Origin of the sequence: Rhodococcus sp. 14-2483-1-1, from assembly GCF_002259335.1 — a bacterium.
Taxonomy (GTDB): Bacteria; Actinomycetota; Actinomycetes; order Mycobacteriales; family Mycobacteriaceae; genus Rhodococcoides.
Genome location: NZ_NPFX01000023.1, coordinates 198,507 through 222,383 on the forward strand (window position 1 = coordinate 198,507; position 23,877 = coordinate 222,383).

21 protein-coding genes are annotated in these 23,877 nt (G+C 65.2%); 6 read left to right on the forward strand and 15 right to left on the reverse strand.

Annotated features, from left to right (window positions below):
- Positions 1-92: 92 nt before the first annotated feature.
- The gene (gene ftsY, locus CH294_RS24230) at positions 93-1,481 is read right to left on the reverse strand and encodes a signal recognition particle-docking protein FtsY (RefSeq protein ID WP_170944839.1); all 1,389 of its coding nucleotides are present in this window, start codon (positions 1,479-1,481) and stop codon (positions 93-95) included.
- A gap of 94 nt (positions 1,482-1,575) precedes the next feature.
- Here ftsY and CH294_RS24235 point away from each other — a divergent pair, with 94 nt between their 5' ends.
- Complete coding sequence (locus tag CH294_RS24235) at positions 1,576-2,208, forward strand: MSMEG_1061 family FMN-dependent PPOX-type flavoprotein (RefSeq protein WP_032403179.1); 633 nt, start codon at positions 1,576-1,578, stop codon at positions 2,206-2,208.
- A 12-nt stretch (positions 2,209-2,220) separates the two neighbouring features.
- Here CH294_RS24235 and smc read toward each other — a convergent pair whose 3' ends face one another.
- The 14 genes from smc to CH294_RS24305 all read right to left on the reverse strand — a co-directional run bounded on the left by smc (position 2,221) and on the right by CH294_RS24305 (position 19,781).
- The gene (smc, locus tag CH294_RS24240) at positions 2,221-5,874 is read right to left on the reverse strand and encodes a chromosome segregation protein SMC (RefSeq protein WP_094739253.1); all 3,654 of its coding nucleotides are present in this window, start codon (positions 5,872-5,874) and stop codon (positions 2,221-2,223) included.
- Positions 5,875-5,938: 64 nt separating this feature from the next.
- Entirely contained in the window at positions 5,939-6,214 is a 276-nt protein-coding gene (locus CH294_RS24245) for an acylphosphatase (RefSeq protein ID WP_032377032.1), read from the reverse strand.
- Positions 6,211-7,125, reverse strand: a complete 915-nt coding sequence (locus tag CH294_RS24250; RefSeq protein ID WP_249305477.1) for an SMP-30/gluconolactonase/LRE family protein — start codon at positions 7,123-7,125, stop codon at positions 6,211-6,213. Before CH294_RS24250 ends, CH294_RS24245 begins: the two co-directional genes overlap by 4 nt.
- A complete protein-coding gene (locus tag CH294_RS24255; protein WP_032377030.1) occupies positions 7,125-7,553 on the reverse strand; it encodes an OsmC family protein in 429 nt (142 codons plus the stop codon). Before CH294_RS24255 ends, CH294_RS24250 begins: the two co-directional genes overlap by 1 nt.
- Positions 7,554-7,704: 151 nt before the next feature.
- A complete protein-coding gene (gene mutM / locus CH294_RS24260) occupies positions 7,705-8,571 on the reverse strand; it encodes a bifunctional DNA-formamidopyrimidine glycosylase/DNA-(apurinic or apyrimidinic site) lyase (protein WP_032403175.1) in 867 nt (288 codons plus the stop codon).
- Complete coding sequence (gene rnc, locus CH294_RS24265) at positions 8,571-9,353, reverse strand: ribonuclease III (RefSeq protein ID WP_094705060.1); 783 nt, start codon at positions 9,351-9,353, stop codon at positions 8,571-8,573. The genes mutM and rnc overlap by 1 nt, the downstream gene beginning before the upstream one ends.
- Positions 9,354-9,379: 26 nt before the next feature.
- Entirely contained in the window at positions 9,380-9,562 is a 183-nt protein-coding gene (rpmF, locus tag CH294_RS24270) for a 50S ribosomal protein L32 (RefSeq protein WP_032397784.1), read from the reverse strand.
- Positions 9,563-10,171 carry a DUF177 domain-containing protein gene (locus CH294_RS24275; protein WP_170944840.1) on the reverse strand — a complete coding sequence of 203 codons (609 nt, stop codon included), beginning with the start codon at positions 10,169-10,171 and terminating at the stop codon, positions 9,563-9,565.
- 90 nt (positions 10,172-10,261) lie between these two features.
- Positions 10,262-11,050: a DivIVA domain-containing protein gene (locus tag CH294_RS24280; protein WP_032377026.1), complete on the reverse strand. Its 789-nt coding sequence runs from the start codon at positions 11,048-11,050 to the stop codon at positions 10,262-10,264.
- 136 nt (positions 11,051-11,186) lie between these two features.
- On the reverse strand, positions 11,187-11,675 hold the full coding sequence (gene coaD / locus CH294_RS24285; protein ID WP_032377025.1) for a pantetheine-phosphate adenylyltransferase: 489 nt from the start codon (positions 11,673-11,675) through the stop codon (positions 11,187-11,189).
- 36 nt (positions 11,676-11,711) lie between these two features.
- Positions 11,712-12,266, reverse strand: a complete 555-nt coding sequence (gene rsmD, locus CH294_RS24290; RefSeq protein WP_032377024.1) for a 16S rRNA (guanine(966)-N(2))-methyltransferase RsmD — start codon at positions 12,264-12,266, stop codon at positions 11,712-11,714.
- A complete protein-coding gene (locus CH294_RS24295; protein ID WP_032403172.1) occupies positions 12,263-15,679 on the reverse strand; it encodes a pyruvate carboxylase in 3,417 nt (1,138 codons plus the stop codon). Before CH294_RS24295 ends, rsmD begins: the two co-directional genes overlap by 4 nt.
- A 145-nt stretch (positions 15,680-15,824) precedes the next feature.
- The gene (gene recG / locus CH294_RS24300) at positions 15,825-18,089 is read right to left on the reverse strand and encodes an ATP-dependent DNA helicase RecG (protein WP_037155601.1); all 2,265 of its coding nucleotides are present in this window, start codon (positions 18,087-18,089) and stop codon (positions 15,825-15,827) included.
- 12 nt (positions 18,090-18,101) lie between these two features.
- On the reverse strand, positions 18,102-19,781 hold the full coding sequence (locus CH294_RS24305; RefSeq protein ID WP_094739254.1) for a DAK2 domain-containing protein: 1,680 nt from the start codon (positions 19,779-19,781) through the stop codon (positions 18,102-18,104).
- Positions 19,782-20,056: 275 nt separating this feature from the next.
- On the opposite strand from CH294_RS24305, the gene rpmB reads away from it, so the two are divergent.
- From rpmB to CH294_RS24330, 5 genes are all read left to right on the forward strand, one after another.
- Positions 20,057-20,248 (forward strand): 50S ribosomal protein L28, encoded by a 192-nt coding sequence (gene rpmB / locus CH294_RS24310; RefSeq protein ID WP_008717389.1) that lies wholly within the window; start codon positions 20,057-20,059, stop codon positions 20,246-20,248.
- Between the two features lie 194 nt (positions 20,249-20,442).
- Entirely contained in the window at positions 20,443-21,015 is a 573-nt protein-coding gene (locus tag CH294_RS24315; protein ID WP_094739255.1) for a M15 family metallopeptidase, read from the forward strand.
- Positions 21,012-21,656, forward strand: coding sequence for a phosphatase PAP2 family protein (locus CH294_RS24320; RefSeq protein WP_032403169.1), 645 nt, complete (start codon positions 21,012-21,014; stop codon positions 21,654-21,656). The genes CH294_RS24315 and CH294_RS24320 overlap by 4 nt, the downstream gene beginning before the upstream one ends.
- Positions 21,657-21,708: 52 nt before the next feature.
- On the forward strand, positions 21,709-22,410 hold the full coding sequence (locus CH294_RS24325) for a response regulator transcription factor (protein WP_094610562.1): 702 nt from the start codon (positions 21,709-21,711) through the stop codon (positions 22,408-22,410).
- 47 nt (positions 22,411-22,457) lie between these two features.
- Positions 22,458-23,804: a HAMP domain-containing sensor histidine kinase gene (locus tag CH294_RS24330; protein WP_249305479.1), complete on the forward strand. Its 1,347-nt coding sequence runs from the start codon at positions 22,458-22,460 to the stop codon at positions 23,802-23,804.
- Positions 23,805-23,877: the final 73 nt, after the last annotated feature.

The following is a 23,877-nucleotide window of genomic DNA, read 5'->3' on the forward strand; positions in this document are numbered from 1 at the left end:
CATGTGAACGCATGACCGAATTCTGTTGCAAAAAGGTTTCGTGCTGGCGTTTGTGCTTTTCGACCGATTCGCAGGCGACCCCAGGGGTTCGATCAGCCGAGCAGCGCGTCGACGAACGCTCCCGGCTCGAACGGGGCCAAATCGTCGGCACCCTCGCCGAGACCGACCAGCTTGACGGGCACTCCGAGTTCACGCTGGACCTGAAAAACGATGCCACCCTTCGCGGTTCCGTCGAGCTTGGTCAGCACGACTCCCGTGATGTTCACGATCTCGGCGAAGACGCGGGCCTGTGTCAGTCCGTTCTGGCCCACAGTTGCGTCGAGAACGAGCAGAACGTCGTCGACGTGGGCCCGCTTCTCGATGACTCGCTTGACCTTGCTCAGCTCGTCCATCAGACCCGATTTGGTGTGCAACCGTCCCGCGGTGTCGATCAGAACCACATCGACACCGTTCTCGATTCCCTTGCTCACCGCGTCGAAGGCGACAGCGGCCGGATCTGCGGCCTCCTTGCCACGAACCACCTCGGCACCGACTCGCTCGGCCCAGGTCTGCAACTGATCGGCCGCGGCCGCGCGGAACGTGTCGGCGGCTCCGAGCAACACTCGCCGCCCGTCCGCGACCAGTACGCGAGCGAGTTTGCCGGTGGTCGTGGTCTTGCCGGTGCCGTTGACTCCGACCACCAGCAGCACGGCAGGCGCACCGTCGTGCGGAAGCGCTCGAATCGACCGATCGAACTCGGGATGAAGTTGCGCAACGAGAATCTCGCGCAGAAGTGCTCGCGCATCGGACTCGGTGCGGATACTGCGCGCCGCCATCTGCTCGCGCAGGGTGCGCATGATCTCTGCGGTGGTCGCAGAACCGATATCGGCGATCAGCAGGGTGTCCTCGACCTCTTCCCAGGAATCCTCGTCCAGGTCACCGCCGCCGAGCAATCCGAGCAAGCTCTTGCCCACCGCGGACTGAGAGCGCGCCAGGCGACCGCGGAGCCGATCCAGCCGACCCTCGGTGGGATCGATGGTGTCCAGTCGAGGAGCAGGAGCCTCGGCGTCCACGGCCGGTTCCGGCACTGCGGGCTCGGCCGGCTCGGGGGGCTCGACAACCGGCTCCTGAGGCTCGATGACCGGTGCCTCGGGTTCGAGCACCTCCGGCTCGTCCTGGGTGGGAGTGGGTGCCACCGGCGTCGGCTCGACCGGGGAGGTCTCGACGGGCTTCGGGACAGGCTTCGGCGCAGGTGGAACGGGCTTCGGGGCAGGCGCGACGGGCTCGGCGGTCGCCGTGCCCTGGCTGAACGAGAAACCACTGCCCGCCGTATAGCCACCGGATCTGTCCTTGGTGGCCGCGTCCTCGATCCGCGCGGCCTCGTCCGACTTGAGCGACACTCTCCGTCGACGGGAGAGCACCAGCCCGACGACGAGAACGACCAGTAGGACAGCGGCGATCGCCGCGACGATGATCCACGCTTGGTTACTCACGTACCCCATCCTGTCAGGCGTTCACGGCCGTTCGTCACCGGTGGTGCTCCGCCCGAGAAAAGCACTGTCCCCCACCCCAGCCGTGTCGATAGCATCTGAAGTCATGGAGTGGACGACGGTGCGCGATGCCGACAGATTGACGGAGATGTTCGGCCAGCCGAGCTTTCGAGCCGCGAACAAGGACCGCAGCACACTGCACCCGCTGGACGTGCAATGGCTCGCTGCCTCGCCTTTTTGCCTGATGGGTACCTCGGACGCGAGTGGACGGTGCGACGTCTCCCCCAAAGGTGACCCGCCCGGCAGCTTGGTCCACGTCATCGACGACGCCACGATCGCCCTTGCCGAACGTCCCGGCAATCGTCGGATGGACGGCTACCGGAACATTCTCGAGAACCCGTTCGTCGGACTGAACTTCTTCGTGCCGGGGCGCGGTGACACTCTGCGCATCGCCGGTCGCGCGTCACTGGTGACCGATGCACCGTTCTTCGACGAACTGCAGGTCAAGGGCCACCGGCCGATCATGTGCCTCGTCGTCGACATCGAGCAGGTGTTCCACCACTGCGCCAAGGCGTTCATGCGGTCCAAGTTGTGGCAGCCGGAAACATGGGATGCGGAGTCCATTCCCGATGTCGCGTCCTTGACGAAGGCGTTGATTCCGCAGGCCCCCGAGACCGTCGAGGAACTGCGCGAGTACTACGGGCCCTCGTACACCGAGCAGCTCTACCCGAAGCAGTAGGCGGGACCGGACCTACGAGACCGCGTCCGGTTCGACCACGGGTGCTGTCTCCGGCTCGGCTACATCCACCGCCACGCGTTCTCGGTTCAGTCGCTGCGAGATGACCGTGGTGATGCCGTCACCGCGCATGCTGACGCCGTACAACGCGTCGGCGACTTCCATGGTCGGCTTCTGGTGCGTGATGACGATCAGCTGCGACTTCTCACGGAGCTGCTCGAACAACCCGATCAGTCGGCGCAGGTTGGTGTCGTCGAGTGCAGCCTCGACCTCGTCCATGACGTAGAACGGTGACGGCCGGGCACGGAAGATGGCCACCAACATGGCGACTGCAGTGAGCGACTTCTCGCCGCCCGAGAGCAAGGACAATCGCTTGACCTTCTTGCCCGGTGGACGCGCCTCCACCTCGATTCCGGTGGTGAGCATGTCCGACGGGTCGGTCAGAATCAGCCGTCCTTCGCCGCCGGGAAAGAGTTTGGCGAACACGCCGGTGAATTCTCTTTCGACGTCCAGCCAGGCCTCGGTGAAGACCTGCAGAATGCGGTCGTCGACGTCGGCGACCACGCCGAGCAAGTCCTTGCGCGCGGACTTGACGTCCTCGAGTTGAGTGGACAAGAAGTTGTAGCGCTCTTCGAGGGCTGCGAACTCTTCGAGAGCCAACGGGTTCACCTTGCCGAGTGTGGCGAGATCACGTTCTGCGCGTTTGGCCCGCTGCTCCTGAGTGGCGCGATCGAACGGCATGGGCGCGGGGGCCACAACCTGCTCACCGCGTTCCTTGGCGGCCTCGTACTCCGCCATCTCGAGCTCGGTCGGGGGCAGCGTCGCATCGGGGCCGTACTCGGCCACCAGATCGTCGAGGCCGATGCCGTGTTGTTCGAGAATCGTCGTTTCGAGTTGCTCGATTCGCAGTGCCGCCTGCGCACGGGCGACCTCGTCCCGGTGGACGGCGTCGGTGATCGACGCAAGCTGGCCCTGAAGAGCCCGAACCTGTTCCTTGACCTTGTCGAGTTCGACTGTGCGCGTGGCGCGTTCGGCGGAGAGCTGATCGCGCCTTCGTGCCGCCGCAGCCACCACCGAGGCCAATCGAGCGGCGAGGTCCTCACCCGATTCGCCGACGGCAGCAGCCACTGCGGCAGCGTGCCGCCGGGCTGCGCCTTCGCGTTCGGCTCGTGCCCTGGCCTCGCGTTCGGCTCGCGCCGCTCGGCGCAGCGAATCGGCACGGCCCCGCACCGACTGCGCGCGCTCCTCGGCGGTTCGTACGTTCAGCCGCGCCTCGACCTCCACCGCGCGCACTTCGGTCAGTGCCGCAGCCGCCATCTCGCGCTCCATGGTGGTCGCCGCGTCACCGCTCTCGCCGTCTCCGGCGAAACCGTTCTGTTCGTCCTCTGCCGTCCGCAGACTGTCTTCGAGCTCGGCCAGGCGCTCGATCGCTTCTTCGCGGCTCGCTTCGGCGGAACTGCGCTGGGTCGACAATCGCGCGGATTCTGCGTGTGCCGAACGTGCCAGCTGCCCCAAGCGACCCAACTGCTCGTACACAGCGGCCATCGCAGCATCGGATTCGTTCAGGGCTGCGAGCGCCTGCTCGGCGGATTCACGCCGGTCGCGCTGTTCCGCCAACGCGCCCGACAGCGCGGCGTCGAGCTCCTCGGCCCGGCGTACGGCCGCCGTCAGCTCCACCGTCGACGTATCGATCGCCGACTGTACTTCCAGGGTGCTGGGTCGACGGTCCGATCCGCCGGTGACCCAGCCCGGCTCGACGACGTCGCCGTCCGTGGTCACGGCACGCAGTTCACTCGAATCCGAGACGAGCCGGTGCGCCGCGTCCAGCGAGTCGACAACCACCACACCGTCGAGCAATGCCGCCATCGCTCCGGCCAACCGATCCGGATACTCGATCAGGTCGAGTGCCCACCGAGCACCGTTCGCTAGCGCAGGCCGTTGAATCGGTTGTGCAGCAACAGCATTACCGTGCACGATGGACGCGCGACCGCCGTCGGCAGCGCGTAGGGCCAGCACGGCAGCGCGCGCAGCGTCGAACGATTCGGCGTGCGCAGCATCGGCCGCCGGACCCATGGCGACGGCGACCGCGATCTCGTACCCCGGCTCGACCGTGAGATGGCCGGCGAGCAGACCGGACAGACCGTCCTGCTGGTTCTCCACCAGCCACCCGGCACCGTCCTTGCGTTCGAGGCCCATGGTGAGCGCCTCGATCCTGGCCTCGAACGATGCCACCCTCTTACCAGCGATGCGCTCTTCGGCCTGCAATTCCGATACCCGGGCGTCGGCATGGCGTAATGCGGCGACCGCTCGTTCGTAATGGGTGTCGAGGCTGAGCTCACTGGCGTCGAGGGTGCCGATCTGATCCTGGACGCTCTCGAACTCACGTTGAGCCGACTCGCCGCGTTCTCTGGCCTCGTCGATGGCCACCGAGAGTCGCGCTACTTCGGCGTCGATGGACTCGACCTTGGTTCTGAAGGTGTCGACTCGACCGGACAGGCGCGCGAATCCTTCGCGGCGGTCGGCAACCGCGCGAACAGCGGCGAGGTGAGCACGCTCGGCGGCTGCAGCAGCGGATTCGCGCTCGGCGAGCTGCTCGCGGGCCGCTTCGAGGGTTTCCCGCGCCATCTCGACTGCCTCGACGAGTTCCATTTCTTCCTCGGCGACGCGCTCGGCCTGTGCTTCGAGCTCGTCCGGATCCTGCCCGCGACCGGTGCTCTGGACGGCGTCCAGATGCCGAGCACGTTCGTGCGCGATGCGTACCGTCGCATTCACGCGTTCGGCCAGCGCGGACAGGCGAAACCACGTCTGCCCGGCCGCTTCGGCGCTCGGTGTCAGCCGTGCCACCGCCTGCTCGTGTTCTGCGAGCGCTACGGTTCCGGCTTCGAGGGCATCCTGCACCATCGCGTACTGCTCGCGAGCCGCTTCCTCGTCCTGGGTCTGGTTCGCGAATTCTTCACGTCTGGCCACCAGGTCGTCGGCCACCAACCGCAGCCGAGCGTCACGCAGATCTGCCTGCACGGTCTGCGCGCGACGCGCAACCTCGGCCTGCCTGCCCAGTGGCTTGAGTTGACGGCGCAATTCGGTTGTGAGGTCCGTCAGCCGCGCGAGATTGGCCTGCATCGCGTCGAGCTTGCGTACGGCCTTTTCCTTGCGCTTGCGGTGCTTGAGCACCCCGGCAGCTTCCTCGATGAAGGCCCGACGGTCCTCGGGACGCGATTCCAGGATCGCCGCCAGTCGACCCTGACCGACGATCACGTGCATCTCGCGGCCGATACCGGAGTCGCTGAGCAACTCCTGGACGTCCATCAACCGGCACGAGCTGCCGTTGATCTCGTATTCACCGGCACCGTCCCGGAACATGCGTCGGGTGATCGAGACCTCGGAGTAGTCGATCGGCAGCGCACCGTCCGAGTTGTCGATGGTCAGAGTCACCTCGGCGCGGCCGAGGGGTGCGCGGCCGGACGTACCCGCGAAGATGACGTCCTCCATCTTCCCGCCGCGCAACGCCTTGGCACCTTGTTCACCCATCACCCAGGTCAGGGCATCCACGACGTTGGATTTACCGGAGCCGTTGGGGCCGACCACACAGGTGATTCCAGGCTCGAAACGAAGAGTCGTCGCCGAAGCAAAGGACTTGAAGCCCTTGAGCGTCAGACTCTTGAGATACATAGCGTCCGTACTTTACCGGTACGACGTAGCGATGTGCGCCGAGCCGTCCGCGGGCGGCGGCGGGTCACCGTTCCACGAAGCCTGTGAGGCCGCCGCGGGCGCTCTCCCAACTCTCGACGACCAGGGTGACCGTGCCCGGGGTGCCGCCGCCTCGGAGCAATTCCAGGAGTGCGTCGAGGCGCTGACGCGGACCCTCGGCTATCACCAGAACACGTCCGTCCGCGTGGTTGGTCGCGTGCCCGACCAATCCCAGCTCCAGCGCGCGCGAGCGAGTCCACCAACGAAACCCGACCCCCTGAACCAGGCCGTGCACCCATGCCGTCAGCCGTTCGTCCGTCATACCGGACTCATCTTTCGGACCGTTCCGTCGAAACTCGTGGCGTACAACGCCTCCGAATCGAATCCGACTCCGCCGAAAGCAACCGACGAGGTCAACGGCACTCCGGTCGCGATGACACAGGACGATCCGGTCTCGGGATCGACCCGGAGGACCCTGCCCGCGAGATTCTGTGCGAGATAGACCGTTCCGTCGTCGGCCACGGTCAGATCGTCCGACATCGTGAGCGGTCCGAATCCGTCGACGCGAATGCGCGTGGACGGACCGGCCGGGTCCTTCTCGTCGAGCACAGTCACCGTCGTTTCCGGATCGAACGTAGTGGCCACGTAGATGTTTCCGCCGCCGACACCGATGCCGTTGGCCGAACCCAGATCGGTACGCACCGTCGACATCGAACCGACCGTCTCATCGCCGCCGACTGCGATGCGAGTGAGCCCAGACGCGCCACCGAGATTCCGGGTGGTGAACAGATCGCCGGTGGCGGAGCGGGCCAGGCCGTTGGGCATGGTCAGGCCCGACGCGTACGTCGACCTGGCACCCGTGCCGAGATCGATCGTCTCGATCGTTCCCGTCCGCATGTCGAAAAGTCCTGCCGCAGCACTGTTTCCGGTTGTGAAGTACAGAGTGTCTCCGTCCCGTACCAATCCGCCGGGTGACTCGACGCCCGACACGAGAGTGCCCCGGTCCCCGTTCGGTGCGACAGTACGCAGAGCGCCCGGTCCGATCGGCGAGGTCTCGGAGACGATCATCGAGCCTCTGCCGTCGAATTCCAGATTCTCGAGCAGCCCGAATCCCGATGCCACCGTGCTCACCGACCACGGAGTGCAGGTGCTCGACGCCTCCGCGGTGGGAGACAGGGCAACCGACGCTGCGAGAACAAGGCCCGCCACGACGGCGGCTGCCCCCACCTTCATCAGGCGTCCACGTCGATGTCCAAGTTGATCGTCGTACCCGCCTTCAGGGTCCGCCCCACCGTGCAGACCTTGTCGATCGCCCGCTCGACGACGGTGAGCAGTCGCTGCTGCGCGTCGGGGTCCATCGCGCTGAGGTCGACGCGGAGGATCTCGTTCAATTCCGGGTACAGCTCGTTCTCACGATCTGCTGCACCGGACACTTCGACGGTGGCGGAGTAGTCGTCCCCCAGTCGACGCGAGAGCGGTACGTCCGAGCTCATACCGGTGCACGCTGCGAGTGCGATCTTGAGCAGCTCACCGGGTGTGAAGACGCCCTCGACCGACTCGGAACCGATGAGTACTTCGGCTCCTCGCGAGCTGCGACCGGTGTAGCGACGGGTGCCTGTGCGCTCGACCCAGAGGTTGGTCGGCGTGCTCTGTTCTGCCATGACCGAAATACTAGGCGGGCCGCTCAGGAGTGGAGCCTGCGGAATGACCTATGCGCAGGAGTGGAGCCAGCGGAATGACCTATGCGCAGGAGTGGAGCCAGCGGAATGACCTATGCGCAGGAGTGGAGCCAGCGGAATGACCTGTGCGCTGTCAGGTCCGGATGTGTCGGGGTCTCGGCTGGCAGGTGGGGCAGCTGAACGAGGAGCGGTTCATGAACTTCTCACGCCTGATCGGTGCTCCGCATCGTGAACAGGGCAGACCTTCCTGTCCGTAGGCATCGAGCGACCTGTCGAAGTAGCCGGACTGTCCGTTGACGTTGACGTACAGCGCATCGAACGAGGTACCACCCTGCGCCAGGGCCTCCCCCATCACCGCGTGGACGGCAGTCAGCAGTCGACGAAGAGCAGGCCGGGTCAACGTTTCTGCGATGCGGTTTCCGTGAATCTTCGCCCGCCACAGAGCCTCGTCTGCGTAGATGTTGCCCACGCCGGACAGCACGGTCTGATCGAGGAGAGCCCGCTTGATCTCGGTGTGCTTGCCGCGCAACACGTTCACCACGGATTCCGCGTCGAACAGCGGGTCGATCGGGTCTCGCGCGATGTGCGCCACCGGTTCGGGTACCGGTGTGCCGTCCACCGTCACGATCGGGGAGAGAGCCCAGCCGCCGAATGTTCGCTGGTCGACGAACCGAAGATCGGTACCGTCGTCGAGTCGTGCCCGAATCCGCAGGTGCTTCTCGTCCGGCGCGGACGGCGGCTGCACCAGCATCTGTCCACTCATACCCAGGTGCACGACAGTGGCGAAGTCGCCGGGCTCCATCACCAGCCACAGATACTTCCCACGGCGCCGGGCCGAGGACACGCGCTGACCCCGCAGCTGACCGATCAGATCGAGGCCACCGAGATCGTGACGACGCACGGCACGGGGGTGCAGTACCTCCACCGAATCGATGGTCTTACCCACCACGTGAGATTCCAGACCGAGCCTGACGACTTCGACCTCGGGCAGTTCGGGCATCAGGAAGGGTCGGTCGGGGGCACGTCGGCTACGGCAATGTCGTTGCCCGACAGCGTATTCCACGCCAAACTGGCGGCCTTCTGCTCGGCTTCCTTCTTCGATCGACCGACTCCGACGCCCCGGGGGAATCCACCGATCAACACGGTGGCAGTGAATTCCTTGTCGTGGTCGGGTCCGGTGGACGCAATCTCGTATGCCGGAACGCCCAGGGCGCGTTCTGCAGTCAATTCCTGCAGGCTCGTCTTCCAGTCCAGACCTGCACCGAGCTTGGGAGCACGGTCCAACAGGCCGGCGAACAGGGTCAGAACGACGGTGCGAGCGACGTCGATGCCGTGTTGCAGATGAATCGCACCCAGCATCGACTCCATACCGTCGGCCAGGATGCTCGGCTTGTCGCGGCCGCCGGTCTGCTCCTCGCCCTTACCCAGCAGCAGATGACGACCCAGACCGCCGTCACCGAGACCGCGCGCTACTTCCGCCAAGGCATGCATGTTCACCACGCTTGCCCGGATTTTGGCCAACTGGCCCTCGGACTTGGTGGGGTGCACCGCGTAGAGATGCTCTGTCACCGCCAGACCGAGCACCGAATCGCCCAGGAACTCGAGGCGCTCGTTGGTAGGAAGACCGCCGTGCTCGTAGGCAAACGAACGATGGGTCAGAGCCAGGGTCAACAGTGGTTCCGACAGAGAAACACCGATAGCGGCGAGGAGCGACTCTCGGTCGTCCCCGCCGCTGACGGCAGTAGAACTATTCTTCTGTGAATCGTTGTTGCGACGATCCACTACTTCGTTGGTCACCGGAGCGGGAATCAGACCGCTGCGACGACCTGGCGGCCCTTGTAGGTACCGCACGAAGGGCACGCGATGTGGGGCAACGTCTTCTCGCCGCACCCACGGTTGGGGCACGTCACGAGGGTGGGCGCAGTGGTTTTCCACTGTGCACGACGCGACCTCGTGTTGGAACGCGACATTTTGCGCTTCGGGACAGCCACTTACTTCTCCTCGGCTTCGTTGTTCACAAGTTCTGTGCTCGGTTCTGGATCCACGCCAAATTTGGCTGCAAGTCCAGCCCAGCGAGGATCAATTGTATCGTGACTGTGGCCGGATTCAGCAATCGCCAGGCGAACGCCGCATTCTGGGCACAATCCCTCGCACTCGTCACTGCAGACGGGGTGGAGTGGAAGCTCCAGACCGACCGCGTCGACGATGACGGGTTCGAGGTCTATCAGGTCGTCGACGATGCGGTGGATCTCGTCCGCATCCGTGGTCTCCTCGGTGATGCTGTTCGGGTATGCGAACAGTTCGGTCAAGTAGACGTCAACGTTGCCGCTGACCGGATCGAGGCACCGCGTGCACTCGCCGGCAGTGGCAGCTCGTACGGAACCGGTGACGAGAACGCCCTCCGATACCGCCTGCAACTGCAGATCGAGCGAGACCGGGACTCCGGCTTCGATGGCAATCGCATCGAGGCCGATTCGGGAAGGAGCCGGAACCGTCCGCTCGACGGTCTTCGTCGACCCGGGTCGACGACCGAGGTTGAGGATGTCCAGAACGAATCCGGCGTCCAATTCAGGACGGGTCGTTCTCTGGGGCGGGGGCACGGCTGTTCTTCCTTACTGTCGGTTTGCCTACTGTCGGTAAGCAACCCCACAACGATACGCATGCGTGCATACGAGGGCAAATCACCGCCCTCAGTGTCGGCTGCGACGGCCTTCCTGGCTGCCGTACGCGGGTTCGCCGTACGGCTCGCTGCCGTATTCCGGGACACCGGAACCGGTTCGAAGTTGCTGACGTCCGCGACCGACGGAGCGAATGGTGCCGCTGAGGAACTCCTCGAACTCCGCGAGTTTGGTGTCGACGTACACGTCGCACTCACTGCGCATTCGATCGGATTCGGCATGGGCACTGTCGATCACGCGCGCCGACTCGGCGTGCGCGGCCTGCACCACCTCGGTCTGGGACACCAACCGGTTCTGTTCGGCGGTGCCGTCGGCCACCGATCGCTCGTAGGACAACGTGCCGGACTCGATCATTCGGTCGGCCTCGGTACGGGCCCGAACGGTCAACTCCTCGTACTCGCGCTGGCCCTCGAGCACCGTCCGCTCTGCTTCTGCCTCGGCATCGGCCACGAGCTGCTCGGCATGCGCCGACGCCTCGGACACCATGCGGTCCGCCTGCGCCTTGGCATCGGCGAGAATGCGATCGGCAGAATCCCGAGCGTTCTCGACGGTGTCCTGCGCTTCGGCGTTGGCGGTTCCGACCGTCTTCTCCGCTGTGGCCCGGGCATCGCCCACGAGCTTGTCGCGATGGTCCAGAACGTCCTGCGCGTCGTCGAGCTCGCCGGGGATGGCGTCACGAACATCGTCGAGCAGTTCCAGGACATCGCCGCGCGGGACGACGCATCCAGCGGTCATCGGAACGCCGCGCGCCTCCTCGACAATGGCGACGAGCTCGTCGAGCGCCTCGAATACGCGGTACACCGGTTACCCCAATCGTCGAATCTGCCACTGCACGTGCCGACCGCCGAGCGGTCGAGCTACACAGTGCTGCACTTATTCAGTCTGCCTGCCCAGACGCGCGTCGGCGCTATACCCTCCCGGTGTGTCGCTCCGCGAACTAGTCGGCGGCGCGCTCGGCGATACGAGCGGTCAGTCGCTCCTGCACGAACGGCGGCAGCATCCCGGTGACGTCTCCCCCGAAGGTCGCGACTTCCTTGATCAGCGAACTGGACAGAAAGCTGTGCGCTGGATTCGCCGGGAGGAACAGCGTGTCCACCCCGGTGAGGGTTCGATTCATCTGCGCCATCTGCAACTCGTAGTCGAAATCGACCGAGCTGCGCAGACCTTTGACGATCGCCGAAAAGCCTTCTTGCCGAGCATAATCGACCAACAGGCCGTACCAGGAACCGACTCTGACGTTGGGCAGATGCTCCGTGGCCACCTCGAGCATCTCGATTCGCTCGTCGATGCTGAACATGCCCTTCTTGCTCTTGTTCACCATCACCGTGACCACCACCTCGTCGAACGCGGCGGCGGCTCGCTCGAAGATATCGAGATGACCATTGGTCACCGGGTCGAAGGATCCAGGACACAGTGCGCCAGTCATGCCCGCGAACTTATCAGCCGATCCCGGGATCGGTCGTCACGATCGTGCCGCGATCTCGATTCGACTCTCCCCGTACTTCTTCGACTTCTCCGCTACCAGACCGTCCGGCCACTCCGTCTCCGGCGAACGCGACGATCGCTCGAGAACGACCACCGCATCCGGTGCAAGCCATCCCCCGGTGACGAGCCTGTTCAGCAGATCCGTCACCGCACTGTCGGTGACGGCGTACGGCGGGTCGGCCAGCACCAGGTCGTATTCCGCATCCGGTACCCCAGCCAGTACCGAGGCCACCGGGGCGCACTTGACCGACGCGCCGATCAGTCCGACCGACTCTATGTTCTGGCGCACCACCGCCGCCGCTCGTGAGTCGGACTCGACCAATACCGCCGACGATGCGCCGCGCGAGAGCGCTTCGAGCCCGAGCGCACCCGACCCAGCGAACAGATCGAGAACCGCGGCACCGTCGAAGTCCATCCGGCTCTCGAGCGAGCTGAACAGAGCCTCCCGCACCCGCTCGGATGTCGGGCGGGTGCCCTGGCCCGGAACCGAGAGCCGCCGGCCCCCTGCAACCCCCGCCACGATCCGCGTCATTCGCTCCCGGCCTCTTCGCCCGTCGACCCCCCACCGACGACGACGAGCAGATCGCCGCCCTCGACCTGTTGAACACCCGAGATCGCCAGCCGGGTCACCGTGCCGCTGCGAGGCGCGGTGATCGCCGCCTCCATCTTCATCGCTTCGATGGTGGCGACCGTGTCGCCGGCCGAAATCTTCTGTCCCTCTTCGACGGACAGGGTCACGACACCGGCGAACGGTGCCGGGATGTGGCCGGAGTTCGATCGGTCCGCTTTCTCGACCGTCGGCACCTCGCTCGAGATGGATCGATCGCGCACCGACACCGGACGCAGCTGACCGTTCAGAATGCACATGACGGTGCGCATGCCACGCTCGTCGGGGTCGGAGATCGCTTCGAGCCCGATGAGCAGCTCGACTCCCTTCTCCAGGGTGACGCGATGCTCTTCACCTTGACGCAGCCCGTAGAAGAACTGGTTGGCCGACAGCCGAGTCGTATCGCCGTACTTCTCGCGGTGTGCCTCGAGTTCCGCTGTCGGGCCGGGGAAGAGCAGGCGATTGAGAGTCGTACGGCGTTGCGCCGACGTGCCGTCGAGATTCTTCTCGTCCTCGTCGGTCAGCGGCGTGACCGGCTTGCCCGCACCTCGGCCTTCGAGAGCCTTGGTGCGCAGCGGCTCGGGCCAGCCACCTGCGGGGGTTCCCAGATCGCCACGGAGGAAGCCGATCACCGAATCGGGGATGTCGTATCGACTCGGGTCTTCGGCGAACTCTTCGGCCGATGCTCCCGCACCGACCAGAGCCAGGGCCAGATCACCGACGACCTTCGAACTCGGCGTCACCTTGGTCAGGCGACCCAACATTCGGTCTGCTGCGGCGTAATTGGCCTCGACCGTCTCGAACCGATCACCGAGTCCGAGCGAGATGGCCTGCTGCCGCAAGTTGGAGAGTTGACCGCCGGGAATCTCGTGCGTGTAGACACGGCCGGTCGGTGCCGGCAGTCCGGACTCGAAGGGCGCGTAAACCTTTCGCACGGCCTCCCAGTAGGGCTCGAGATCGCAGACGGCCTGCAGATCCAACCCGGTGTCCCGGACGGTGTGGGCCGCTGCCGCAACGATGGCCGAGAGCGCCGGCTGGCTGGTGGTTCCGGCCATCGCCGCGCTGGCACCGTCGACGGCGTCGGCGCCGGCCTCCCACGCTGCCAAGTACGTGGCCAACTGACCACCGGGTGTGTCGTGCGTGTGCACATGTACGGGCAGATCGAAATTCGACCGTAGCGCCGTCACCAACGTCTTGGCCGCCGGTGCGCGAAGCAGCCCGGCCATGTCCTTGATCGCGAGTACATGCGCTCCTGCATCGACGATCTGCTCGGCCAACTTCAGGTAATAGTCGAGGGTGTACAGGTCTTCGTTCGGGTTGGACAGGTCCCCGGTGTAGCTCAGCGCCACTTCGGCCAGCGCAGTTCCGGTTTCGCGCACCGCATCGATTGCAGGGCGCATCTGATCGACATTGTTGAGCGCGTCGAAGATGCGGAAGATGTCGATTCCGGTGTCGGTGGCCTCGGCGACGAAACTGCGGGTCACCTTCTCCGGATACGGGGTGTAGCCGACGGTGTTCCTACCGCGCAGCAGCATCTGAATTGCGATGTTGGGGACGGCTTCTCGCAGACTTGCAAGTCGTTCCCACGGATCCTCGTGCAGGAAGCGCAGCGCCACATCGTACGTAGCACCGCCCCACGCCTCGATGGAGAGCAACTGCGGCGTCGTACGTGCCACGTACGGGGCCACACCCAGCAATCCACTCGTGCGCACACGCGTGGCCAACAAGGACTGGTGCGCGTCACGGAAGGTGGTGTCGGTGACGCCGAGTGCCTTCTGGTTGCGCAGATCTCGGGCAAAGCCTTCGGGCCCGAGGGCGAGCAATCGCTGACGCGAACCGTCGGGAATCGGCGCGGAGAAGTCGACCGCAGGAAGTTTGTCGTGTGGGTACACCGGGGACGGACGCTCACCGTGCGGCTTGTTGACCGTCACATCGGCAAGGTAGGTGAGAATCTTGGTGCCACGGTCACCCGAGGAGCGCGACGTCAGTAGTTCCGGTCGCTCCTCGATGAACGAGGTGGTGACCCGGCCCGCGGTGAAGTCGGGGTCGACCAGAACCGCTTGCAGGAACGGGATGTTCGTCGCGACGCCGCGAATCCTGAACTCCGCCACCGCACGTCGGGCCCGCGCCACAGCGGTGTCGAAGTCACGGCCACGGCAGGTAAGCTTGACGAGCATGGAATCGAAGTACGCGCCGACCTCTGCGCCCAGCGTCGTACCACCGTCGAGCCGAACCCCGGCACCGCCGGGAGTGCGGTAGGCGGTGATGCGGCCGACGTCGGGCCGAAAGCCGTTCGCTGGATCCTCGGTGGTGATACGGCACTGCAACGCGGCACCGCGCAACACGATGTTCTCCTGCTGCAGACCGAGGTCCGCAAGCGTCTCCCCCGAGGCGATCCGCAACTGGGACTGCACCAGGTCCACATCCGTCACCTCTTCGGTGACGGTGTGCTCCACCTGAATTCGCGGATTCATCTCGATGAAGACGTGATTGCCGCGGGTGTCGAGGAGGAACTCCACGGTACCGGCGCACGAGTAGTTGATCTGCTTGGCGAACGCAACGGCGTCGGCGCAGATTCTCTCCCGCAGCTCCGAGGGCAGGTTCGGTGCCGGTGCCAATTCGATGACCTTCTGGTGCCGACGCTGCACGCTGCAGTCCCGCTCGAACAGGTGCACCACATTGCCCTGGCCGTCGGCGAGTATCTGGACTTCGATGTGCCGGGGATCGATCACGGCCTGCTCGAGGAATACCGTCGCGTCTCCGAACGCCGACTCCGCCTCGCGCGCAGCAGCTTCGATGGACTCACGCAACTGCGCCGGTTCGGCAACTCGTCGCATCCCTCGGCCACCGCCGCCCGCCACCGCCTTGACGAACAGGGGAAAGGTCATGGTCTCCGACGCTGCGACGAGCTCGTCGATGTCGGACGAGGGTTCCGACGACGCCAGAACCGGAAGCCCTGCGGCTTTCGCTGCCGCGATAGCGCGTGCCTTGTTGCCGGTCAGCTCCAGTACATCGGCGGACGGGCCGACGAAGGTGATGCCGGCCTCGGCACACGCAGCGGCCAGATCCGGGTTCTCGGAGAGGAATCCGTACCCGGGATACACCGCGTCGGCCCCGCTCCTCTTGGCGGCGGCGACGATTTCGTCGACCGAGAGGTACGCCCGTACCGGATGGCCCTTCTCCCCGATCTGATATGCCTCGTCGGCTTTCGTCCGGTGCACCGAGTTTCGGTCCTCGAACGGGAACACCGCAACGGTGGAGGCACCGAGTTCGTAGGAAGCACGGAAGGCACGGATGGCGATCTCGCCGCGGTTGGCAACCAAAACTTTGGAGAACATTGGCTCAACTTACCCGGCAGCATGGGCCTCCGAGGCGTACTGATCTCACCATTCGGGACGAATTGTTCGATTCTCTCGACTGAAACGGTGCAGTGAAGGCCTACTGGCTCCCCTGGTCGTTCCTGCAGGCTCGACTCCTGTCCGGTCAGGACTTCTGAAGGTAGTCGACCCGGTCCGATCGCCAGGCCGACCGCATCATCGACGCGATGCCAGGATCGTTCGCCAACGACGGGTCCCGTGCGAACAGTGTCCTCGCGCAGTCCTGTGCGTCGGCGATGATGTCCTCGTCGTCGATGAACGACAGCAGCCGAAGGCCGCTGACCGTGCCGGACTGTGCGGCCCCGAGTACGTCACCTTCTCGCCGGGTGGCGAGGTCCAGTTTTGCCAGCTCGAAGCCGTCGTTGGTCGCGGCCACCGCCTCGAGCCGGGCGAACGAACCGCCCATGGGACTGAGGTAGCTGATCATGATGCACAGACCCTGGTGTCCGCCTCGACCGATTCGACCGCGCAACTGGTGGAGTTGACTGACCCCGAATCGGTCGGCGTCCATGATCACCATCACCGTCGCATTGGGAACGTCGACACCCACTTCGACCACCGTCGTACACACGAGGACATCGATCTCGCCCGTATTGAACTCGGACATGGTGATGTCCTTGTCGTCACCCGACAGTCGCCCGTGCAACAAACCCACCCGGAGATCGTGCATCGGACCGGCAACGAGGGTGTCGTACATGTCCACCGCGGCCGTGGTCTCCGGTCCGTCGTCGGACTTCGAGGCGGTCTTCTTCTTGCCCGTCTCGGCGTCGTCGCCGTCGCCGATCCGCGAGCAGACCACGTAGGCCTGACGTCCGGCAGCAACTTCTTCACGGATGCGCTGCCACGCTCGATCCACCCACGTCGGCTTGGCTCTGGCAGGCACGACGTTGCTGATGATCGGTGACCGGCCGCGAGGAAGTTCTGTCAGTACCGACGTTTCGAGATCGCCGAGCGTCGACATCGCGATGGTGCGCGGGATCGGTGTCGCTGTCATCACGAGCAAGTGGGGACTTGTGTTGCCGCGGGCCTTGGCCCGCAACGCATCTCGCTGCTCGACACCGAATCTATGTTGTTCGTCCACGACGACCATCGCGAGATCGAGAAACTCCACCCGGTCCTCGATCAGGGCGTGGGTACCGATCACGATCCCGGCGTCTCCGGTCACGGCATCGAGCAGTGCGGACCGCTTGGCCGCAGTGGACATCGAACCGGTCAGCAGAGCGACCTTGGTCGCGAGTTCGTGCGATCCGAGCTCGCCACCGGCGGCAAGACTGCCGAGCATCGACCTGATCGATCGTGCATGTTGGGAGGCGAGCACCTCGGTGGGTGCCAGCAGCGCACACTGATGACCGGCATCGATCACCTGCAACATCGCCCGGAGCGCGACGATGGTCTTGCCCGAGCCGACCTCGCCCTGCAACAGCCTCGACATCGGATGTGGCGCAGACAGATCGTTGGCGATCTCGGCCGCGACGTCGTGCTGACCGGCGGTCAATTCGAACGGCAGCCGCCGATCGAACTCGACGGCGATGCCGTCGGTGATCGGCGGGCATCGCGCGGCCACCCGAGTCGATGCATCGCGGCGACGGTCCGCGAGGACGAGCTGCACGGCCAGAGCCTCGTCGAATTTGAGCCGCTCACGGGCGGAGTCCTTGTCCTGCGCGGTGTCGGGGAAGTGGACCGACCGCAGCGCGGTATCGATGTCGACGAGTCCACGTTCTCGGCGCACCGATTCCGGCAGCGGATCGGTCACATCGTCGAGTTGGTCGAGGACCTGCCGCACGCAACGCATGAATGTCCAACTCTCGACGTCCTTGGTGGCCGCGTAAATGGGAACGAACGCCCGATCGAAGACCGACATGTCGACGGATCCCGAGGCATCGACCGCACCACGGGCCAGACCGGCCAGAGTTCCGCCGCCGACGATGCGACCCGCGGGCACGACGGCTCCGTCGTTGTCGTCTCCGCCCAGGATCACGTAGCTGGGGTGGGTGAGATTCCACCGCTTGCCGAAGTACTTCACCTTGCCGGAGAACATTCCCCGCCGACCTGGCACGACTACGTGCTTGAGCTTGTGCGGACTGAAGAAGGTGGCCTCGATCCGCTGTCCGTCGGCGGCGAGGGTCACTGCGAGGAACTGGCCGTTGCGATTCTTCATCGAACGCAGCGTCGCGGACTCGACCGTGGCGACGATGGTGATGTGCTCGCCCTCGGGGGGCTCTGTTTCGCCGAGCTCCGAACCGTGCGTCATGTAGCGATGCGGATAGTGCCGCAGCAGATCCTCGACGGTACGAATACCGAAGGTGTCTGCGAGCGGGGTCGCCGCCGCGACTCCGAGAACGTGATCGAGCCGGTCCACCAGCGTTGCCATAACCGAAATTCCCTATTCCACTCCGAATTGCACGAGGTCTCCGGGCTGCCCACCTGCGTAGACCACCACGTCGACCCCGGGATGCGCACCCGTCACGTACTCGGCCAGCCGATCACCGAAGTCCGCCGAAGCCTGAGCCCCGACGAGCACCGTCACCATCTCTCCGCCGGTGGCCAGAAGCTGATCGAGCAGACGGCACCCCGCGTCGAGCGGGCGCGCGGCAACGATCACCACCTCTTGCCCCGCCAGGCCGATGCTGTCGCCCGGCTCGCACATACCCACCCACGTGAGCGACCGCTCCTGCGCGATGCGCAGTGAACCCCACCTGGTTCCCGCCGCCGCCTCGGACATCGTGAACGCATCGTCGACCGCGGCCCTGGCGACGTCGTGCACCGCGAGCGCGGCCAGTCCCTGCACCATCGCCGAGCACGGCAGCATCATCACGTCCTTGCCGTCGGCTCGGGCCGCGGCGCCGACGGCAACCAGTTCTTGCGCCGACAGCGCCCCGTTCGGCAACACCAACACCTCGCGATGCTTGGCTGCGACAATTGCTCGCTGCAGTACCGAGGAGTCGATCGGCTCGTCACACCGCACCACCGTCGCGCCTTCCTGAACGTAGAGATCAGCGGCACCGTCACCGGCAACCAGCGCCAAAATATCGCGTCCCACCGACAACGCCGGTCCACGGCGTGCGTCGTCGCCGACCCCAGCATCGAACTCGGCCAAGCCGAAGCACGAGATACGCACCCCGCGAACGCTTCCGGTGCCGATTCCGCACTCGACGGCAGCACCGGGATCTGCGGTGTGAACGTGCGCAGACCAGGCCCCGGATCCGTCACCGGCAACCACCACCGAGTCGCCGAGATCGGACAGAGCAGCGCGGAGGGCAGTTGCCTGCGCGTCGTCGATCCCGTGGACGACGTAGACCACCTCGTACCCCAGGGGCCGGCCGTGGGTGGACACCGTCACCGTCTCGGGTGTTCCGGTACAGCCGTCGGTCGCGTTCGATCCGTCGCCTACGAGTGTCCGTTCACGACTCTGTGGGCGGTGGTAACGCCTGCGCGGCGGGATGCGGCCGGTCACCACTTCGACCAGCGCATCGAAAACGACCGAGAGCCCGAGCGCTCCGGCGTCCACGACCCCGGCCTCGCGGAGTTCGACGAGTTGGTCGGTCGTGCTGTCGAGGGCGCGCGCCGTGGCCTCGGCGATGTCGATCACCAGCGTGGAGAGATCGACGTTGGCGTCGTGCGCCGCAGCATCGCGGTCGGCGGCGGCGAGCACGGTGAGCATCGTGCCCTCGACCGGAACGCTCACCGCATCCGAGACCAGGACCTGCGCGCGTCGCAGCATCGCCTGGATCGACACGGTGTCCAAGGGGCCGTCCGCTGCAGCCTCGGCGACCGCACGCAGCAACTGGGAGACGATCACACCCGAGTTACCGCGGGCACCCGCTACCGCGCCGACGGCCAGTGCACGCCCGATGGCACGGGTGTCCGCGGCGGGTCCGGCCCCTCGCATCGACTCCACCGCGGCCCGGAAGGTGAACATCAGGTTGGTACCGGTGTCCGAGTCGGGGATCGGAAACACGTTGAGCGCATTGATCTCGTCGCACCGGGCAGTGAGGGAATCCACGCACCGGTAGGCCCACCGTCGCAGGGCCGCAGCATCGATCGAATCGAGAACGTCGACCACGTCGAGCAGCCTCCCCCGCGTTGCACCGATACCCTTGTCCGTACTCCGGTCGCGGACAGTGCCCGAAGCTTAGTCGGGCAGGATCGGTGGCGCGCCGCCGTGAGCCCTCACGCAGCGTCTGCCGTGGCGGTTTGGTGATTGCGTGCTGCGCCGCTATTCTTGCAGGGTTGCCTCGAGGCGATCTTCACGCATTGCAATCCTTGCATCTGCTCGTAGTTCGTTTCGATGTCTTCGACCACATGTATCGATCAACATCTATCAAGGAGTTCGCGACTATGGCTGCCGTCTGCGACGTATGCGCCAAGGGGCCCGGCTTCGGTAAGTCGGTCTCGCACTCGCACCGACGGACCAACCGTCGTTGGAACCCGAATATCCAGACCGTTCACGCTCAGGTTGCGCCTGGTAACTCCAAGCGCATGAACGTGTGCACCTCCTGCTTGAAGGCAGGCAAGGTGGTCCGGGGCTGATTTCGGCCTCGCTCTTCGATTTCCTCCACGGCCTCGACTGCGTGCGAGCACTGTGCCCCGCCCCCGGATACTCGGAGGCGGGGCACAGTCGTTCGTGCTCCCGTTCTGTTCTGTTACACAGCCGAGCGGAACCGTGACGAAGATGGCGAATCACGGGCACCGGCCGGTGACACCGGCCGAGCAGTCTCGAACGTATGGCGACCACACGCACACTCTTCGTCTCGGCGCTCGCAATGCTGACGCTCACGGCATGCTCGAATACAGAGCCCGACACGCCGACGGCCGCGCACTACCTGGCCACTCAGCCCGACTCGGGGCCGGCCGGCGGTGAGATAGACGACCGGATAGGCCTCGACAACACCCATCTTCCCGCACTGGCCCGTCTCGACCCCGTTCTGCTGAAAGCGCTGCGCTCCGCTGCTGCCGATGCGACATCGTCCGGAGTGAATGTGTACGTCACCTCCGGATGGCGTTCCGCGGCGTACCAGCAACGCTTGTTCGACGAGGCCGTACGCCGCTACGGCAGCACCGACGAAGCCAGACGATGGGTGCAAACTCCGAACAACTCCAAGCATGTCACCGGACGGGCGGTGGATGTCGGACCGACGGATGCCGCCGACTGGATGAGCCGACACGGCAACGACTACGGCCTGTGCCAGACCTATGCCAACGAAATGTGGCACTTCGAGATGGCGACCACTCCCGGCGACACATGCCCGGTCGCACTCGACGACCCGTCCGACGAACGAGCGGAGGGCCGACGATGACACGGGTCGAACCGAGGCGTCTGGTCGCCGCGCTGGCATTGCTGAACCTGGGAGTCGTCGTCTACTACCTGGGCGTGTTGACGACCGTAGGACAAACGGTGGATCAGGAACTGATGGTGAGCGCCGAAACACTGTCCGGAGACCTCGTGGACGTCTGCGCCGAATTCGTCGACCTCGTCGCACCGGTCTCGGCCGCAGGAGCGGTTCTCGTCGCATTTCTGATCATGTTCAGCGGCAACAGGATTGCCCTGACACTGCGAGTGGGAATCATGACACTCGGACCGATTGCGACGGCCTGGATTCTCAAGTACTCGCTCGATCGACCGAACCTGGACGGCCTCGTCCAGCACAACTCCTTTCCCAGCGGCACCCTCACCTGCGTCACAGCTGTCGTCTGTGCGGTCTACCTCGCAACCGCTCGCCCCTGGCGGATCGTCGTCGCGATCAACGGAGCACTGCTCGTCCTCGGAACTGCCGTGTCGGTCGTCGTCCTGAAATGGCACCGCCCCAGTGACGCGCTCGGCGCGCTGCTGCTCGTCGGATGCTATGCCCTGGCGGTCTCCGCATTTCCGATCAGGATCTCCGACCCCCGACATTCGACGCTGGCCGACCCCGACAACGAACGTCTCGCGCAGGTGTGAGCCCTGTACCCTTGGCCGATCGCGATTGCCCCTACTACACAAGGTCTTCGACATGGTGAACATTCTCTTCGTGGAGGACGATCCAGCTGTGGCCGAAGCAATGACGTTGGGGCTGAATCGACTCGGTCACTGCGTCGACCATCGCCCCGACGGCAACGGTGATCTCGACAACGCGCTCACCGCCGCCGAGATCGTCCTGCTCGACCTCGGTCTCCCCGGAGCCGACGGTTACGAGATCTGTCGACGGATTCGAGCGCAGAGTTCGATCCCGATCATCATCCTCACGGCCCGCTCCGATGACATCGACACCGTCGCGGGTCTGGAAGCCGGTGCGGACGACTACGTGGTCAAACCCGCAAGCCCACGAGTCCTGGACGCTCGTATCAAGGCTGTGGTCAGACGATCGACCGAGACGACACCCGCCGCGGCGACGGCAACGGCAATCGTCGAACAGTACGGCGATGTGACCGTCGACCGTTCGTCGCTACAGGTGAGGAAGGGCGGAACTCTGCTGACGCTGACACCGACCGAGCTTCGCCTCCTGCTCGCCCTGACCGAGAACGTGGGTCACGTGCTCAGCCGAGGCCAATTGTTGTCTGCAGCATGGGATCAGGACTACCTCGGTGACTCCCGGATCGTCGATGCCGCGATCCAGAGACTGCGCGGAAAAATCGAGGACGACCCTGCTGCACCGGCAGCCATCGAAACGGTGCGCGGGTTCGGATATCGATTCGATCCCGGCCCGGCTCGTTGATGCCGTCTCGGCTGCGAGTCGACGGCCTACGTACTCGACTGGTCCTCGTGTTCATCACCATCGTCGTGATCATCGCCGGTGCCACTGCCGGTGTGGTGTCGTTCATGGCGCGATCGTGGATCTACTCCAACGCGCAGGACGTGGCGACGGCGCAGTTCCGCGACGAGCTACGGGATGTCGACGGGGCCCAGGTGACCCGAACGACGGCATCCGAACTGAGACAACTCTTTCCGTCCGACGCGACGTTGCTCGTCGGCGACGACGAAGTGCAACGGGGATCCGTCGACCCGGCCACGCTCTCCCCCGACTTTCTGGCCGGGGTGGACGGTCGCGGAATCATCCGTTTCGTCCGACTCGACTCCGAACGGATCCTGCTGGCCATGTCGGTCCGTGTCTTCCAGTCGAACGACCCGGACGGCGACGAAACCCTCGTCACGGCCGTCGCCATTCGGCCGCTCGAGGGCGTGCAGGACAAGTTCGACGATCTTCTGCGCGCCGTGGCCCTCACCCTGGCGGGCGGAGTACTGGTCAGTGGTCTGCTCGGATTGTGGATCGCCTCGACCCTGGTGCGTCCGCTGCGACGCCTCGATCGGGCCGCTGCCCGCGCCGCCGACGGTGATCTGAGTGTCCGACTCTCCGAGGAGGGCGTGACCGAACTCGCCGAGCTGACGACGACCTTCAACACCATGATCGCCAGAAACGAGACGGTCATTCGCGGGTTGGAGGAGTCGGAAGAGCAGGCGCGCAGGTTCGTCGCCGACGTCTCCCACGAGCTGAGAACTCCGCTGGCAGCACTAGTTCCGGTCGGCGAGATACTCCGAGAGGAAATCCCCCAACTCTCGCCCGATGCGGGAGCAGCCGCCCGAATAGTCAGCGGTGAGATCGGCAAGCTCACTCGCCTCGTCGAGGATCTCATCGAGATGTCTCGTCACGACGCACAACAGGCGCGCCTCGTTCTCGACGACGTAGACCTCGTCGAACTCGTCCGACACTCGCTGACCCGCCGCGGATGGGCGGAGAGCGTCGAACTGCGTGGGCCGGACACTATCGACGCCACCGTGGATCCACGACGCATCGACGTGGTGGTCGCCAACCTCGTGGGTAATGCCCTGCGTCACGGCGAGCCCCCGGTACGCGTGGAGATGCACGCTCGTCCCGAGTGGGTGGACGTGGCAGTGGTCGACCACGGGCCCGGAATATCACCGGAGGACAGCCACGCGATCTTCCGACGGTTCTACAAGGTGGACACCGCTCGTGGACGCAGCGAGGGCAGCGGTCTCGGACTGTCCCTCGCCGCCGAGAACGTGCGCCTGCACGGCGGCACCATCACCGTCGACCGGGTGGATTCGAGCACGGTATTCAGCGTCCAGCTGCCCCGTCTTCGACCCCGGTAGCGGTCCTGGCAGAGGGCTCGCGCATCCGTGCCCGAGCACGCCGGCCCCACGGCGGAACAGAAGAGTCGGTTAG

Coding starts and splice junctions, on each gene's coding strand:
- CH294_RS24315 (WP_094739255.1), top strand. CDS start 20,443: ATGGCGACCACACGCACACTCTTCGTCTCGGCGCTCGCAATGCTGACG.
- rsmD (WP_032377024.1), bottom strand. CDS start 12,266: ATGACGCGGATCGTGGCGGGGGTTGCAGGGGGCCGGCGGCTCTCGGTT.
- CH294_RS24235 (WP_032403179.1), top strand. CDS start 1,576: ATGGAGTGGACGACGGTGCGCGATGCCGACAGATTGACGGAGATGTTC.
- CH294_RS24295 (WP_032403172.1), bottom strand. CDS start 15,679: ATGTTCTCCAAAGTTTTGGTTGCCAACCGCGGCGAGATCGCCATCCGT.
- CH294_RS24250 (WP_249305477.1), bottom strand. CDS start 7,125: ATGAAGGTGGGGGCAGCCGCCGTCGTGGCGGGCCTTGTTCTCGCAGCG.
- CH294_RS24255 (WP_032377030.1), bottom strand. CDS start 7,553: ATGGCAGAACAGAGCACGCCGACCAACCTCTGGGTCGAGCGCACAGGC.
- CH294_RS24245 (WP_032377032.1), bottom strand. CDS start 6,214: ATGACGGACGAACGGCTGACGGCATGGGTGCACGGCCTGGTTCAGGGG.
- rpmB (WP_008717389.1), top strand. CDS start 20,057: ATGGCTGCCGTCTGCGACGTATGCGCCAAGGGGCCCGGCTTCGGTAAG.
- ftsY (WP_170944839.1), bottom strand. CDS start 1,481: ATGGGGTACGTGAGTAACCAAGCGTGGATCATCGTCGCGGCGATCGCC.
- mutM (WP_032403175.1), bottom strand. CDS start 8,571: ATGCCCGAACTGCCCGAGGTCGAAGTCGTCAGGCTCGGTCTGGAATCT.
- CH294_RS24320 (WP_032403169.1), top strand. CDS start 21,012: ATGACACGGGTCGAACCGAGGCGTCTGGTCGCCGCGCTGGCATTGCTG.
- CH294_RS24325 (WP_094610562.1), top strand. CDS start 21,709: ATGGTGAACATTCTCTTCGTGGAGGACGATCCAGCTGTGGCCGAAGCA.
- coaD (WP_032377025.1), bottom strand. CDS start 11,675: ATGACTGGCGCACTGTGTCCTGGATCCTTCGACCCGGTGACCAATGGT.
- smc (WP_094739253.1), bottom strand. CDS start 5,874: ATGTATCTCAAGAGTCTGACGCTCAAGGGCTTCAAGTCCTTTGCTTCG.
- recG (WP_037155601.1), bottom strand. CDS start 18,089: ATGGCAACGCTGGTGGACCGGCTCGATCACGTTCTCGGAGTCGCGGCG.